Here is a 16,114-nt window from a genome sequence, read left to right as displayed (position 1 = left end):
CAGGCGCACCCGTCAGTTAACGAGCACTGGCCCCGGCAGAAGCCGGGGCCAGTGCTTCGACGATCAGATGTCGTAGTAGAGCTCGAACTCGTGCGGGTGCGGACGGAGCCGAACCGCGTTGATGTCCTCGCGCTTCATCTCGATCCAGGTCTCGATGAGATCCGAGGTGAACACGTCGCCCGCCAGCAGGTAGTCGTGGTCCGCCTCGAGCGCGGCCAGGACGGCCTCGAGCGAGCCGGGCACCTGGGCAACCTCGGCGTGCTCGTCCGGGGGCAACTCGTACAGGTCCTTGTCGATCGGGGCCGGAGGCTCGATCTTGTTCTGGATGCCGTCGAGTCCGGCCAGCAGCATCGCCGAGAAGGCGAGGTACGGGTTGGCGGACGGGTCCGGGCAGCGGAACTCGATGCGCTTGGTCTTTGGGTTCGGGCCGGTGATCGGGATGCGGATGCAGGCCGAGCGGTTGCGGCTCGAGTAGACCAGGTTGACCGGCGCCTCGAAGCCCGGCACCAGGCGGTGGTAGCTGTTCAGCGTCGGGTTGGTGAACGCGAGCAGCGACGGGGCGTGATGCAGCAGGCCGCCGATGTACCAGCGGGCCAGATCCGACAGGCCCGCGTAGCCGGCCTCGTCGGCGAACAGCGGCTTGCCGTCCTTCCAGATGGACTGGTGCACGTGCATGCCCGAGCCGTTGTCACCGAAGATCGGCTTCGGCATGAAGGTGGCGGTCTTGCCCGCCTCCCAGGCCGTGTTCTTGACGATGTACTTGTACTTCATGATGTTGTCGGCCGCCTCCATGAGGGTGCCGTAGCGGGTCGCGATCTCGGACTGTCCGGCCGTGCCGACCTCGTGGTGGGCGCGCTCGATGACGAGGCCCGCGTCCTGCAGGTGCTTGACCATCTGGTCGCGCAGGTCGCCGAAGTGGTCGACCGGCGCCACCGGGAAGTAGCCGCCCTTGTACTTGACCTTGTACCCGCGGTTGGCATCCCCGCCGCGCTCGGCCTCGAGGCCGGTGTTCCAGGCGCCCGCCTCCGAGTCGATGTGGTAATACCCGGCGTTGGCCTTGGTCTCGAAGCGGATCGCGTCGAAGACGTAGAACTCGGCCTCGGGGCCCATGAACGCGGTGTCGCCGATACCGGTCGACTTCAGGTACGCCTCCGCCTTGCGGGCGATGTTGCGCGGGTCCCGGCTGTAGGCCTCCTTCGTCAGCGGGTCGTGGACGAAGAAGTTGAGATTGAGCGTCTTGGACTTGCGGAAGGCGTCCAGGAAGGCGCTGGTCGGATCCGGCAGCAGCGTCATGTCCGACTCGTGGATCTTCTGGAAGCCGCGGATCGAGCTGCCGTCGAAGCTGAGGCCGTCCTCGAAGATCTCGGGCGTCAGGAACGCGGCCGGGATCGTGAAGTGCTGCATCACACCGGGCAGATCGCAGAAGCGGCAGTCGATGGTCTCGATGCCCTCTTCCTTGACATAGGCCAACAGGTCGTCGGCGCCTTTGAACATCATTCCTCCGCAAAGTTGGGTTTCTCGAACGCCGCAGACGCTAGCGCCGCCACGTCACCGCGCAGTTGCGCGCTTGTTTCAGCCACGTTACGAGGCGGCCGGTTCGGAATCGTCCGGCGTCCGTTCTAGCCTGTGCAACATGCTGGCTTCGCTGCCCCTGCTGTTGATCGTCTTCGGGACGCCGGTGGCGGTGCTTGCCCTGCTCCCGGCCGACTGGCTGTTCCGGAAGGCGACGAAGGGCCACGACAAGGACCTGTCCTCCCTCTACATGGTCGCCCACGAGTCCGGCGAGGTGGCCCCGAGGCTCGCGTCCGCCGCGCGCGCCGGCGGGGCGTCGATCGTCATCGTGGGGGTCGGCTGTCTGGCCGCCGTGCTCGGGTGGGCGTTGGCGGACCTGGACCGTGCCCCGGCCGCTGCCGGCCCCCTGGTGGCTGCGGCCGCGCTGCTTCCGCTGCTGGTCGGCCTCCGGGGTCCAGGCTCGACCTCGGGACTAGGCGAGCAGCCCGCCTTCGAGAGGCGCGCGCTCATGGTGCTGATCGGCGTGGCATCCCTGCTGGTGGTGCTGACGGCGGCAGCGGGCCTCGTGTCGGTCGCGGACCCGCCGAGCACGCGGCTCTCGGCTTACCCCCAGGCCTCGCTGACCCAGTGGTCCTACAGCTACGACGGCTTCCCGAAGGACTTCGAGTGGACGCCCAACGGTGTCACGACGCCCTGGCCTGGCTGGTACTACGGACTGCCCCTTCTCGGCGCGGTCGTCGCGATGGTCTTGGTGGCGGTCGCCGTCGAGACCGGACGCCGACGTCGGTTCGCCCACTCGGGATCCAGTCCGGCCATGGACGCCGCGAGTCGCCTCATCTTTCTGCTGGCGACCAGCATCGCGGGCATCGGGCTGTGTGCGGCCCTGACCTTCGTGCTGACGATGGGCGGCGACGTCCTGTCGTCCATTTCGCTGTTCGCCAAACCGCAGCTGGCGATGCCGGGGATGATCAAGCCCTATGGCCACACCATGCCCGAGTTCGCGTTCGGGCAGGTCGGCCTGTACTCCTGGGTCGTCCTCGTCCCAGTGTGCCTCGTCCTGTTCTGGATGTCCGTGTTCGCCCTGCGCGGCTTGGCCAAGGGCCGGGACGCCGCGAGGCGCGCTGCGGCGTCCGGTCGGTCGTGAACGCGCACACGAGGGTGCCGTCCGTGGACGCGACGCAGCAGGACGAACCGGGGGTGGCGCTAGGGCTACCCCGCTCGGGACCTGGGGCGCTGGCGTCCTGGGGTTCACGGTTGGCGGCGCTCATCATCGACTGGTCGGCCGCGATGCTGGTCGCGATGGGGATCTTCGGACCGGGAGTGATGACGGGCTCTGGCTGGCGGGTGTGGATGCCCATGGCCGCCTTCTTCGTTCAGAAGGCCGTTCTCACGTGGCTGTTGGGCGCGAGCTTCGGGCAGCGGTTGATGCGGGTGCAGGTGGCGCGTCTCGATGGCGCGCGGCTCACACTGGCGACCAGCGTGCTGCGCGCGGCCCTGGTGTGTCTGGTCGTGCCGGCCGTCGTCGTTGGGCCTCATCGACGCGCTCTAGATGACCTGTTGCTGAACACCGTGGTGCTCACGACAAGGTAATTGTTAAACGCAGCCGTCGCCAAGCGGCGCTGCCTGGCCCCATTGCCGTGCCAACCGATTCGTGCATGATGGTGCGCAACGCAGTACAGGCAACACCGACGATGTCGTCCTAGGACGCGTCAAGGTCTCGGACCCAGGTCGAGTCTGCACGTGTTGCCCTGTCGGAAGTGCCATCATCGGCCGTAGTCTCTAAGTTCCGGTGGATCCGTACCGGAGGGAATCCGCGCCGATCGAGTAGTGGAGGAACATTGAATCGCAAGCTTCTAGCAGCCGCGACGGCAGTCGTCGCTGGCGCGCTCGCCCTTGGGGGGTGCACCCCAACTCCCACGACCAGCGGCACGACCGCCGCACCGGCCGTCAAGACCGGTGGTGAGGTCAACGTCGCCTGGAACCAGGCCTTCGAGTCGTACAACAACGCCACGCAGGATCAGAACGCCACGGCGAACGCCAACATCACGTACATGGCGAACGACTCCATCGGGTACTACGACAAGGACCTCAAGGTCATCCAGAACCCGAGCTTCGGCAAGTACGAGAAGCTCTCGGACAACCCGCTCAAGGTGAAGGTCACCCTGGCCGACACCGCCACCTGGTCCGACGGAACGCCCGTCACCGCGGCGGACATGATCCTGCAGTGGGTCGCCCTGTCCGGAAACCGCAACACGTACGAGCCCACGCTCGACGACAACGGTCTCGCCCCGGCCAACGCCGGCACGCAGGTCTACTTCAACGCTGCCAGCATCGGCTACAAGCTGATCACCGACATGCCTGAGGTCGGCGACAACGGCAAGTCCGCCACGTTCACGTACAGCAAGCCGTACGTCGACTGGGAGATCAGCGCGATGACGCCCGTGGGCGTGCCCGCGCACATCACGGCGAAGAAGGCACTGAGCCTCACCGACAACACCGCAGCGGCCCAGGCCGTCATCGACGCGGTCAAGAACAAGGACGCCGAGAAGCTGGGCAAGATCGCCAACTTCTGGAACACCGGCTACAAGTTCATGAACATGCCCACCGACAAGGACATCGTCGTCGGCAGCGGCCCGTTCACGATCACGGACGCCAAGGAGAAGCAGTACATCACCTTGTCGAAGAACCCGAACTACAAGGGCTCGCACAAGGCGAACCTCGACAAGATCACGGTTCGCTTCATCGCTGACGCTCAGGCTTCGGTTCAGGCCCTGCAGAACGGCGAGGTCCTCGTGACCCAGCCGCAGGCCACCGCCGACATCCTCAAGCAGGTCACCGCCCTCAAGGACGTCACCGTGCAGACCGCCGCTGGCGGCACGTATGAGCACGTCGACATGGCGCAGAACAACGGCGGCCCGTTCGATCCCAAGGCCTACGGCGGCGACGCCAACAAGGCGAAGCTCGTTCGCCAGGCCTTCCTGACCTCGATCCCGCGTCAGAAGATCATCGACAACCTGATCAAGCCGCTCAACCCGAACGCCACGATCCGCAACTCCTTCACCACCGTTCCGTCCTCGCCCGCGTACGCGGCGATCGCCGGTGCCAACGGTATGGAGGCTGCCTACGGCGGCGGCGACTCGGCCAAGGCCAAGACCATCCTGGCGAGCGCCGGGCTGGCCACCCCGCCCACGGTCCGCTTCCTCTACGCCTCGACCAACACGCGTCGTCAGCAGGAGTTCCAGCTGATCAAGGAGGCCGCTGAGGCTGCTGGCTTCAAGGTCGAGGACAAGTCCGCCGAGAAGTGGGGCTCGCTGCTCCCCGACACCACGAAGTACGACGCCGCCCTCTTCGGCTGGCAGTCCACCTCGCTGGCTGTTGGCGAGTCCGATGCCAACTACCGCACCAAGGGCCAGAACAACTACTACGGCTACAGCAACCCGGCCGTGGACAAGCTGTTCGACGAGCTCCTCGGCACGACGGAGTCTGCGAAGCAGACCGAGATTCTCGGTAAGATCGAGAAGCTGCTCGTGGACGACGCCTTCGGCACGACGATCTTCCAGTTCCCGGAGATCACCACGTCGTCCAACAAGCTGAAGAACGTCTCGGCCACCCCGTTGTCGCCGAACTTCTTCTGGAATGCCTGGGAGTGGCAGCTCGCCTGAGCCTGACGGCTCGGTCGCAGTTGACCATTGACTGAGGCGGGGGGCGCCGGAGATCCTCTCTCTGGTGCCCCCCGTTTCGCGTAACAACACCCTCAGCTCATTCCAGAAGGGGCTTAACCTCGATGCTCAAGTTTCTTGCGCGGCGCCTAGGGCTGGCGCTCGGCATCTTGTTCGTGTTGTCCATCCTCATGTACCTGCTGTTGGACGTGGCACTGGACCCGCTCGATGACCTGCGCACCAATCCCTCCCCCAACCGCCCCGTCATGATCGCCAACCGTGTCGCCATGCTCGAGTTGGATCAGCCCGTCTGGGTTCGCTATCTGCACTGGCTCGGACGCTTCGTCCAGGGCAACTTCGGCATGGCCTGGCGAAGCGGGCAGCCCGTCAACGCAATCTTGTCGACCGCCATCCCCACGTCCATCCAGCTCGTCTTCGCATCAACGGTGATCGCGATCTTGCTCGGTGTGACGATTGGTGTCGTCTCTGCACTGCGGCAGTACACGGCGTTCGACTACGCCATCACCTTCGTTTCCTTCTTGATGTACTCGCTGCCCATCTTCTGGGTGGCCGTGCTCCTCAAGCAGTTCCTGGCCATCGGCCTGAACGACTACATCAACGAGCCCACCATCAACTGGATGATCGTCGGCGGTGTGGCGTTGGTCTCTGGTCTCTTCTGGGTCGGCGCCATCGGCGGCGAACCTCGCAAAAAGCTGATGGTGTTCGTCTGCGCGTTCGCCGCGACGTTCGGCGTCCTGGCCTACGCCCTGCTCTCGGGGTGGGTCCAGCACCCCTCCATCGGCATCATCGGTGTCTCGCTCATGGCTCTCGCCACGGCGTTCGTGGTGAGCGTCCTGTTCGCCGGCCTGAACAACCGCCGGGCGCTGGGCGCGGCCTTGACGGCCGCGGTGGTCGGTATCGGCGCCTGGTACGGCTGCCAGTGGCTGTTCTTCTACGTCGAGATGTCGATGCTGTGGATGCTGGGCCTCCTGGTGCTGGCGATCGCCGTGGGCGCCCTCATCGGCTGGCTGTGGGGCGGCCCTGACCGCGCGGTCTCGATGCGTGGTGCGGTGATCGTCTCCATCGTGGTCTCGGTCCTTGTCTTCATCGATCGGGTGTTCCAGGGCTGGCAGCAGTACAGCCAGATGGGCACCATCCGCGGTCGTCCGATCGCGACGATCGGCGCCGAGACCCCCGGGCTCGGCGGTGACTTCTGGATCACCCAGCTGGACCGGTTCACGCACCTGCTGCTGCCGACGATCGCGTTGGTCTTGATCTCCTTCGCGACCTACACCCGCTACCAGCGCGGCGCGATGCTCGAAGTGATGAACCAGGACTACATCCGGACGGCCCGGTCGAAGGGCCTCCCGGAGCGTCTGGTCATCGTGCGCCACGCGTTGCGCAACGCGCTGATGCCCCTGGCGTCCATCGTTCCCGTGGACTTCATCGCCATGATCGGCGGCGCGGTCATCACCGAGACGATCTTCAGTTGGGCAGGCATGGGACGCATGTTCGTCACGAGCCTCGCCCAAAGTGAGGTTGACCCGATCATGGTCTACGTGATGATCACCGGCGGCCTCGCCATGGTGGCCAACCTCATCGCCGACTTCCTGTACGCCGTGATCGACCCCCGGATTCGAGTGGACGCATGACCAACTACGACGACAGCCCCGTGCGGGGCGGCGCCGCCCAGGGCCCCCAGGCAGAGCAGGCGGCAACCGCGTCCGACCCCAATATCGCCTCCGACCTCGCCCCCGTCGACGCCGCTTTGACGGCCGACGGAGCGACGGGTCGCGGCGAGGGCGTCGGCCAGGCCAAGGAGACCGAGGGTCTCTCGCAGGGCCAGATCGTCCGGGCCCGCTTCCTGAGGCACCGCGGAGCCTTGTTCGGTCTGATCACCTTGTCAGCCATCACGTTGATGTCGGTCCTGACCATGGGCCTGGGGCCGATTCGGGGCCTCTGGAAGTACCAGGACCACACCCGAAGCGGCGACATGGTCAACGGCGGCGAGCCGTCGCTGCGGCTCCCGTTCGCGGGTGGCGGGTTCGCGATTGGCGACCACCCGTTCGGCCAGGACAGCATCGGCTCCGACTACTTCGCCCTCGTCATGAGCGGCGTCCAGACGTCGCTGTTCGTCATGCTCGTGCTCGGCCTCACGGCGATGATCATCGGCGTGACGATCGGCTCGATCTCCGGCTACTACCGCGGCAAGATCGACATGGTCCTGATGCGGTTCACCGACCTGATCATCACCCTGCCGGTGCTCATCCTGGGCGCCGTCCTCGGACGCCTCCTGGACGTCATCCCCATCAAGCTGGACGCCACGGCCGCCCAGCGCGAGGCGCTCAAGGCGAACATGCCCCTGCTGCTCGCGGTCGTGTTGGGCATGATCTTGTGGACGGGCCTGGCCCGCCTCACGCGAAGCGAGTTCTTGTCGCTGCGCGAGCGCGAGTTCGTCGACTCGGCCCGGGTGGCGGGGGCCAGTGACTGGCGCATCATCACCAAGCACATGCTGCCGAACGCGATGGGCGTCATCATCGTGAACGTCACGCTGCTGATGTCGGTCGCGGTGACCCTCGAAGCGGCGCTGTCGTTCCTCAACTTCGGCATCAAGCCGCCGAACGTGTCGCTGGGCCTGCTGATCGCCGACAACCAGGGTGCGTTCGCGACGCGTCCGTGGCTGTTCTGGTGGCCCGGTCTGTTCATCATCCTGATCGCGCTGAGCGTCAACTTCATCGGCGACGGACTGCGGGACGCCTTCGATCCTCGGACGCGCAAGATCCCGTCGGATCGGGCGATGAAGAAGGCAGCACGTGAACTTGCGGCAGCCAATCCCGCCGCGGCGATTCAGGAGGCGAAGTGAGCACCACCACCCCCGCACCGAAGCGCGCGGCGGCTCCGGCACCCAAGGTCGCCCTCGACAGCTTCCAGCGTCTCTCCCGAAGCACCGGCGCCGAGGTCAAGCAAGGCGACGTCATCTTGGAGGTGCGCGATCTCACGGTGAACTTCTGGGTCAACGACTCCTGGTTCACCGCGGCCGAGGGCCTCGACTATGACCTCAAGGCCGGCGAGGTCCTGGCCATCGTGGGTGAGTCCGGCTCGGGCAAGACCCAGTCGTCGATGAGCCTGATCGGCCTGCTGCCCAAGAACGGACGCACCACCGGCTCGGCCAAGCTCAAGGGCACCGAGCTCGTGGGGATGCCGCAGAGCGAGCTGCGGGAGATCCGCGGCAACGAGATCTCGGTCATCTTCCAGGAGCCGATGACGGCGCTGAACCCCGTCTACACGGTGGGCTTCCAGATCGTCGAGACGCTGCGCACGCACTTCCTGATGAACCCCTCGGACGCCAAGGTCCGGGCCATCGAGTTGATGCGTCTGGTCGAGATCCCCGATCCGGAGGACAGCTTCAACAAGTTCCCGCACCAGCTCTCGGGCGGTCAGCGGCAGCGCATCATGATCGCCCAGGCGCTGGCCTGCGATCCGAAGCTGCTCATCGCGGACGAGCCGACCACGGCCCTGGACGTCACGGTTCAGGCCGAGATCCTGAAGCTGATGCGCGAACTCCGGACGCGCGTCAACGCCGGCATCATCCTGATCACGCACTCCATGGGCGTGGTGGCCGACATGGCCGACCGGATCATCGTCATGAAGGACGGCAGGGTCGTCGAGCACGGAACCGCAGCTGACGTCTTCTACCGCCCGCAGCATCCGTACACCAAGGCGCTGCTGGCCGCTGTGCCGCACCTGGGCGAGACCCGGATCGAGGACGGACGAAGCGACGCCCTGGTCGTCAAGGATCGCGAGTTCCTGGCGCTGGAGCCGGCCGACGATCCGTCGGTCGTCCCGGCCCTGCTGCTCGAAAACGTCGACATCACGTATCCGAAGCAGGGACGTCGGCCGGCGTTCCGTGCCGCCGAGGGCATCAACCTCCGCCTCAACCCGGGCGAGGTGATGGGCCTGGTGGGGGAGTCCGGTTCGGGCAAGACCACCATCGGACGCGCAGCGGTCGCGCTCCTGCCGGTGTCGGCGGGCAAGATCACGGTCTGCGGCATCGACATCACGGGTGCGAACAACCAGGAGCTGAAGCCCTTCCGGAGGACCGTCGGCATGGTCTTCCAGGACCCGGGCAGCTCGCTCAACCCCCGCCTGCCGATCGGAGAGTCCATCGGCGAGCCGATCCTCCTTCACGAGGGGCTGAAGGGCGAGGCGCTGAGCAAGCGCGTCGAGGATCTTCTGGACTCCGTGGAGCTGCCCCGGTCGTACCGCAACCGGTACCCGCACGAGCTGTCGGGTGGTCAGAAGCAGCGCATCGGCGTCGCCCGAGCGTTGGCCCTGAACCCGAAGCTCTTGGTGGCCGACGAGCCGACGTCCGCCCTGGACGTGTCGGTCCAGGCGCGGGTGCTGAAGCTCTTTTCCAACCTGCAGGAGCAGTACGGCTTCGCCTGTCTCTTCATCAGCCACGACCTGGCCGTTGTTGAAATGGTGTCGTCCAAGATCGCGGTCATGACTCACGGAAAGTTGGTCGAGGTGGGGGCGACGAGCGACATCGTCACGTACCCGCAGCACCCCTACACCCAGCGGCTTCTGTCGGCCGTCCCGGTGCCTGATCCTGACAACCAGAGGCGGCGACGCGAGCTCCGCGACGCCATCATCGAGCGCGAGCACATCGTCAGCTGAGAGCCGTGTGGACGCCGTGGGCGACGTTGCCGAAACGTCGCCCACGGCGTCTTCGCCGTCAGTTGCGCTTGACGTTGAGCCGGCTAGGGCGGAGAATTTCACGCTTGTTTCAGAGTCGTTCGAACAATGATGCGGCAAAGGTCTTCGCAGGGGTGTATCCGCGCCTCTATAGTGAGCCCGCCGAGGCCGTGTGTGCTTCTAGGGACCAGAGGGGAGCGGCCGTGACGACTGGTCTGGGCTATTCCGCGGGAACAGACGATCCCATGGCCCCCGCTGCGCCGACCGACTCCGTTCGCGCGATCCAGGGACTTTCGCCCGGACGCCTCGCGCTCCGTCGCCTGCTCAAGGACCGGGTCACGATGGTGGCCTTCTTCGTGGCGATCTTCTTCGTGGTGCTGGCGCTCGCCGCGCCACTGCTGGAGGCGGCCAAGCTGATCGACCCCCAGACGCCGCACCCTGAACTGCTGGGCGGCTGGGGCTCCATGCCGATCGGGCCGTTCGGCGGAGTGTCGCCACAGCACTGGATGGGCGTCGTGCCCGCGACCGGCTGGGATGTGTTCTCGCGCGTCATCGCCGGACTCACCGTCTCGCTCGTGGTCGCGACGCTGGCCGTCATGATCTCGGTCGTGGTTGGCACCGTCTTGGGCATCGTCTCCGGCGCCGCCGGCGGTCGTGTCGACGCGCTGCTGTCCCGGGTGATCGACTTCGTCCTCAGCTTCCCGCAGACGCTGATGCTCATCGCGCTGTCCACCATCGTGATCGACATCATCCAGGCGGCCACCGGTGCACCCCGGACGCCGGCGTCCATGGCCTTCATGATCTGCGTGATGGGCTTCTTCGGGTGGCCCTACTTCGCCCGCATCATCCGCGGCCAGGTGCTGTCGCTGAAGCAGCGTGAGTTCATCGAGGCGGCGCAGTCGCTGGGCGCGCGTCGGGGCCGCATCTACTTCAAGGAGCTGCTGCCCCACCTGTGGGCGCCGATCCTCGTGTACACCACCATGGTGCTTCCGCAGAACATCGCCACGGAGGCGGCGCTCGGCTTCCTGGGTGTTGGCATCCAGTCGCCCACCCCGTCGTTCGGCTCCATCCTGAACGACTCGGTGCACTACGCGCGGGCCGACCCGGCGTACTTCATGTTCCCGGGGCTCACGCTGTTCATCGTGGTCCTCTCGTTCAACCTTGTCGGCGACGGTCTGCGCGATGCGCTGGATCCGAAGGCCGACCGGCAGTAATCCACGACCTATCCACCACCCAACCAACCGCAAGAAGGAGAGCCCCACATGAAGAACACCAAGCTCGTCGCCGTCGTGGCGACAGGTCTTGGCCTAGCCCTCACAGTCAGCGCGTGCGGCTCGGCGACGAGCCCGGGCGCGTCCGGGACGCCTGCGGCGTCCAGTGGGGCAGCTGCCGGGACGCCCGTCAAGGGCGGCACGCTGCGCCTGCTGAGCGGCACCCAGACCGAGCACTGGGATCCCCAGCGCACCTACGTCGGCGCTCAGATCGAGCTCGGCAACCGTCTCTTCGCCCGCACCTTGACCACGTGGGGCACCGTCAAGTCCGACACCGAGCAGGCCAAGCTCGTGGCGGACGCCGCGACCGACACCGGCAAGGCGTCCGACGGCGGCAAGACCTGGGCCTTCACCCTCAAGGACGGCCTCAAGTGGGAGGACGGCAAGGCCGTCACCTGCGACGACTTTAAGTACGGCATCTCGCGCACCTACGCGGTCGACGTCATCACCGGCGGCCCGAACTACGCGATCGGCTTCATCGACATCCCGACCAACGCGGACGGCTCGTCGCAGTACGCCGGCCCCTACAAGAAGACCGGCCAGGACCTGTACGACAAGGCCGTCACGTGCTCAGGCAACACCATCACCTTCAAGCTCAAGCAGCCCGTGGGTGACTTCAACAACACCGTGACGATGACCGCCTTCGGCGCCTTCCGCGCCGACAAGGACCTGGGCGACAAGTCCAACTACCAGATCTTCTCCAACGGCCCCTACAAGCTGCAGGGCACGTGGGAGCAGAACAAGGGCGGCACCTTCGTTCGCAACGATCAGTGGGATCCCAAGACGGACGACATCCGCAAGGCCTACCCGGACCAGATCACCATCGACGAGTCGCTGACCGCTGAGACCCTCTACGAGCGCCTCATCGCCAACAAGGGCGATGACCAGAACGCGATCGCGTTCCCGGACAACGCTCCGTCGACGGCTCTGGCCAACATCCAGGGCGGCGCTGCCGGCCGCTACGTGGCCGTCCCCTCGCCGTACACCCGCTACCTGGTGCCGAACTACAAGTCCAAGGTGTTCAGCAACGAGATGGCTCGCAAGGCTCTCGCCCTCGCGACCGATCGCGCTGCCTACGTCACCGCCGCCGGCGGCAAGGAGCTGGCTCAGCCCACCAACTCGATGATCAACCCGGCACTCCCGGCCTTCCCGAACACCCCGCTTCCCGCGGGCGAGAAGGGCGATCCGGCCGCGGCCAAGGCGCTGTTGCAGCAGGCTGGCATGACCTTGCCCGTCAAGATCACCGTCACCTACCGCAAGAACGACACGCTCGACAAGGCGTTCGCGGGCCTCAAGCTCGGGTGGGACGCCGCGGGCTTCGACACCCAGTTGGTCGGCATCCCGGCCAAGCAGTACTACGGCACGCTGCAGTCGCCCGACTCCGCGTCCAAGTACGACGCGTACTGGGCTGGCTGGGGTGCTGACTACCCGTCGGCGTCCACCGTCATTGCGCCGTTGTTCGACTCGCGCGTGAACATCACTGCGGGCGGACCCGGCCAGGACTACGGCTACTTCGACAACAAGGAGTTCAACGCCGCCATCGACGCGACGAACGCGATCGCCGACGGCACCGTGCGTGAGAAGGCCTGGGGCGATCTCGACGTCCAGTTGACGACGAAGCACTACGCGGCGATCCCCCTGATCGTCGACAAGTTCGTCTTTGCCAAGGGCAGCAATGTCCAGGACGCCTACGTCAACCTGACCTTCACCGGTTACTACGACGTGGCGACCGCCTGGGTCAAGAAGTGATCTGAGGTGGGTGGGGTGCGCTGACGGCGCCGCCCCACCCACCACCACCCGTAGCGGCGGGCCGACATCTTTGGTGATCGACCCAAGGAGAAGCGTGTTCTACTACATCCTCAGGCGGCTCGGCCAGATGGTCGTCATGCTCCTGCTCATTTCGGCCACGACGTTCGCCATCTTCTTTGCGGTGCCGATCGACCCGGCCAGGTACACCTGCGGTAAGAACTGCACTCCGACCATCCTGGAGGGGAACCGGAAGTCCCTGGGCTACGACCAGCCCGTCCCCGTCCAGTACGCCAAATTCGTCCAGGGGCTCGCAACAGGCCGCGACTTCCCTGATAACGCGGAGCTCCGCGCCGCGCATCCGGAGCAGGTCGTGCACTGCCCAGCGCCGTGCCTCGGCTACTCGCCGCTGCAGAGCCGCACCATCAACGAAATGGTCAGCGAGGCCTGGCCCGTCTCGATCTCGATCGCCCTCGGCGCCTTCGTGCTCTGGATGCTGGTCGGGGTGAGCGGCGGCATCATCGCCGCGCTCAACCGAGGTAAATGGCCGGACCGCCTGGTCGTCGGCCTGGGCCTCATCGGCTACTCGCTGCCCACGTTCTTCATCGGCCTGATCTTGTTGACGTTCGTCGCGATCCAATGGGGGGTCGTGCCGGTGCCGAGTTTCAAGCCGTTCCTCCCGAACCCGTTCGACTGGGCGATCAACCTGATCCTGCCCTGGATCACCCTGGCCTGCATCTTCGCCGCCAGCTACATGCGCCTCACCCGCGCCTACATGATCGAGACGATGAGCGAGGACTTCATCCGGACCGCTCGCGCCAAGGGCGCCGGCAAGTGGCGGGTCATCCTCCGCCACGGCCTGCGCGCCTCGCTGACCCCGATCGTGACCGCTGCCGGCCTGGATCTGGGCGGCCTGCTGGGCGGCGCGATCATCACCGAAAGCGTCTTCTCCATGCACGGCCTGGGCTTCCTGGCGGTCAACTCGGTCACGACCATGGACCTGCCGACCATCGTCGCGATGGTGCTCATCGTCGCCACGTTCGTCGTCATGGCCAACTTGGTCGTCGACATCCTGTACGGCTTCATCGACCCGCGAGTGAAGGTGGGCGCATGAGCCCGGCGACGGCGTCCAAAGCCTTTCTCGAAGTCGACAATCTGTCGGTCCACTTCCCGACCGACGACGGGCTCGTGCGTGCGGTCGACGGCGTGAGCTTCACGCTCCAGAAGGGGCGGACGCTCGGGATCGTGGGGGAATCCGGCTCCGGCAAGTCCGTGACCTCGCTGGCCATCATGGGCCTGCACCGCGGCACCCGGGCGAAGCTGACCGGTCACATCCGGCTCGACGGCCAGGACCTGACCGAGCTCACCGACGAGGAACTGCGCCAGTTGCGCGGCAACAAGATGGCGATGATCTTCCAGGATCCGCTGTCGGCGATGCACCCGTATTACACGATCGGCCAGCAGCTGGTTGAGGCGATCCAGGTGCACTCGTCGGAGTCCAAGAAGGCGGCCCGCACCAGCGTCGTCGAGATGCTCGGACGCGTCGGCATCCCGAACCCCAACAAGCGGGTCGACCAGTACCCCCATGAGTTCTCCGGCGGCATGCGCCAGCGCGCGATGATCGCGATGGCCCTGATCAACAACCCCGAACTCCTGATCGCGGACGAGCCCACCACGGCCCTGGACGTGACCGTGCAAGCGCAGATCCTCGACCTCATGCGGGGCCTGCAGCGCGAGTTCGGCTCGGCGATCATCATGATCACCCACGACCTGGGCGTCGTCGCCGAGATCGCCGATCAGGTGCTCGTCATGTACGGCGGAAAGTGCGTCGAATACGGCACGGTGGACGACTCGTTCCATTGGCCGGACCACCCCTACACCTGGGGCCTGCTCACCTCGATGCCGCGCCTGGATCGGGTGAAGCAAGAGCGCCTCGTCCCGGTCGTCGGCAACCCGCCGTCCCTGATCAACGTCCCGCCCGGCTGCGCGTTCCACCCCCGGTGCGCCTTCCGTGCGCTGGCGTCCCAGCCGTGTGACAGCGTGGTTCCGGAGCTCGCGGAGTCGTACTTCGGCCACCTGTCGCGCTGCCACATCCCGGTGGCGCAGCGGGCCGAAACGTTCGCGTCCGACATCGCCCCGAAGCTGTAGGAGTCGACGTGAGCCTGCTGACGGTCACTGACCTCAAGAAGTTCTTCCCGACCCACACCCAGAAGCTGGTGAAGGTCCCGGGCGACCCGATCAGGGCCGTCGACGGGCTCTCTTTCTCGCTGGACGCCGGCGAGACGCTCGGCCTCGTGGGCGAGTCCGGCTGCGGCAAGTCCACGGCCGGCCGGACGATCCTGCGCCTGCTGGAGCCGACCGCCGGACGGATCGAGTTCAACGGACGCGATGTCACCAAGTCCAAGGGTGAGGAGCTGCGCAGGCTGCGCCGCGAGGCGCAGATGGTGTTCCAGGATCCCTACGGGTCGCTGAACCCGCGGCACCCCGTCGGCTCCATCATCGCCGCGCCGTTCGACATCCAAGGCGTCAAGCCCGAGGGCGGCGTCAAGGCCGCTGTGCAGGGGCTGATGGAGCGCGTCGGACTCAACCCCGAGCACTACAACCGCTACCCGCACGAGTTCTCGGGCGGCCAGCGGCAGCGCATCGGCGTCGCGCGGGCGATCGCCCTCAAGCCGAAGCTGATCGTCTGCGACGAGCCCGTCTCCGCCCTGGACGTGTCGATCCAGGCCCAGGTCATCAACCTGCTCGAGGACATCCAGGCCGAGCAAAACCTCGCCTACGTCTTCATCGCCCACGACTTGTCTGTCGTGCGCCATATTTCGGACCGCGTCATGGTGATGTACCTCGGCAAGGTCATGGAGGTCGCCGACCGCCACACCCTGTACGAGAGCCCGATGCACCCGTATACGCAGGCGCTGCTGTCAGCGGTGCCGGTACCCGAGCCGCGCCGCGGCCGGGAGCGCATCCTGCTCAAGGGCGACCTACCGAGCCCGCAGAACCCGCCGTCCGGTTGCGTCTTCCGCACCCGCTGCTTCAAGGCGACCGAGCGCTGCGCGTCCGAGGTGCCCGTCGCCACCGAGCTGGCGCCCGGTCACATCGTCGCCTGCCACTACCCCGAGGTGCGCACGGTTCTCTAGGAGCCTGCTGAACAAGGCGTCTATCTGACGGCGGGTTGGTCGTGGGTGGCGGGTGGGTCGCCGTCGCGGCTGTCGAGCGGCGAGGGTGAGTCAG

General features: G+C 66.2%; 12 protein-coding genes. 11 read left to right on the top strand and 1 reads right to left on the bottom strand.

Features of this window, described 5'->3' with window-relative positions; genetic code table 11:
• Window positions 1-63: 63 nt before the first annotated feature.
• Window positions 64-1,494, bottom strand: a complete 1,431-nt coding sequence (glnA, locus tag FN821_RS11015; RefSeq protein ID WP_131172657.1) for a type I glutamate--ammonia ligase — start codon at window positions 1,492-1,494, stop codon at window positions 64-66.
• Window positions 1,495-1,633: 139 nt separating this feature from the next.
• Here glnA and FN821_RS11010 point away from each other — a divergent pair, with 139 nt between their 5' ends.
• The 11 genes from FN821_RS11010 (at window position 1,634) to FN821_RS10960 (ending at window position 16,020) form a co-directional block, all read left to right on the top strand.
• Entirely contained in the window at window positions 1,634-2,656 is a 1,023-nt protein-coding gene (locus FN821_RS11010) for a hypothetical protein (protein ID WP_131172656.1), read from the top strand.
• A 23-nt stretch (window positions 2,657-2,679) separates the two neighbouring features.
• Complete coding sequence (locus FN821_RS11005) at window positions 2,680-3,102, top strand: RDD family protein (RefSeq protein ID WP_241660228.1); 423 nt, start codon at window positions 2,680-2,682, stop codon at window positions 3,100-3,102.
• A 248-nt stretch (window positions 3,103-3,350) separates the two neighbouring features.
• Window positions 3,351-5,174 (top strand): ABC transporter family substrate-binding protein, encoded by a 1,824-nt coding sequence (locus FN821_RS11000; protein WP_131172655.1) that lies wholly within the window; start codon window positions 3,351-3,353, stop codon window positions 5,172-5,174.
• Between the two features lie 122 nt (window positions 5,175-5,296).
• Window positions 5,297-6,823 (top strand): ABC transporter permease, encoded by a 1,527-nt coding sequence (locus tag FN821_RS10995; RefSeq protein ID WP_131172654.1) that lies wholly within the window; start codon window positions 5,297-5,299, stop codon window positions 6,821-6,823.
• Window positions 6,820-8,034 carry an ABC transporter permease gene (locus FN821_RS10990; protein WP_131172653.1) on the top strand — a complete coding sequence of 405 codons (1,215 nt, stop codon included), beginning with the start codon at window positions 6,820-6,822 and terminating at the stop codon, window positions 8,032-8,034. Before FN821_RS10995 ends, FN821_RS10990 begins: the two co-directional genes overlap by 4 nt.
• A complete protein-coding gene (locus FN821_RS10985; RefSeq protein ID WP_131172652.1) occupies window positions 8,031-9,848 on the top strand; it encodes an ABC transporter ATP-binding protein in 1,818 nt (605 codons plus the stop codon). Before FN821_RS10990 ends, FN821_RS10985 begins: the two co-directional genes overlap by 4 nt.
• 221 nt (window positions 9,849-10,069) lie before the next feature.
• Entirely contained in the window at window positions 10,070-11,080 is a 1,011-nt protein-coding gene (locus FN821_RS10980) for an ABC transporter permease (RefSeq protein ID WP_206662097.1), read from the top strand.
• A 48-nt stretch (window positions 11,081-11,128) separates the two neighbouring features.
• Complete coding sequence (locus tag FN821_RS10975) at window positions 11,129-12,886, top strand: ABC transporter substrate-binding protein (RefSeq protein WP_131172651.1); 1,758 nt, start codon at window positions 11,129-11,131, stop codon at window positions 12,884-12,886.
• A 94-nt stretch (window positions 12,887-12,980) separates the two neighbouring features.
• On the top strand, window positions 12,981-13,997 hold the full coding sequence (locus tag FN821_RS10970; RefSeq protein WP_131172650.1) for an ABC transporter permease: 1,017 nt from the start codon (window positions 12,981-12,983) through the stop codon (window positions 13,995-13,997).
• Entirely contained in the window at window positions 13,994-15,031 is a 1,038-nt protein-coding gene (locus tag FN821_RS10965; RefSeq protein ID WP_131172649.1) for an ABC transporter ATP-binding protein, read from the top strand. Before FN821_RS10970 ends, FN821_RS10965 begins: the two co-directional genes overlap by 4 nt.
• A gap of 8 nt (window positions 15,032-15,039) precedes the next feature.
• A complete protein-coding gene (locus FN821_RS10960; RefSeq protein ID WP_131172648.1) occupies window positions 15,040-16,020 on the top strand; it encodes an ABC transporter ATP-binding protein in 981 nt (326 codons plus the stop codon).
• The last annotated feature ends 94 nt before the right edge of the window (window positions 16,021-16,114 follow it).

Origin of the sequence: Propioniciclava tarda (genome assembly GCF_900182665.1) — a bacterium.
In the GTDB taxonomy this organism is placed as follows: Bacteria; Actinomycetota; Actinomycetes; order Propionibacteriales; family Propionibacteriaceae; genus Propioniciclava; species Propioniciclava tarda.
The sequence above is the reverse complement of the archived record's forward strand: the minus strand, read 5'-3'. Positions and strand labels throughout refer to the sequence as shown.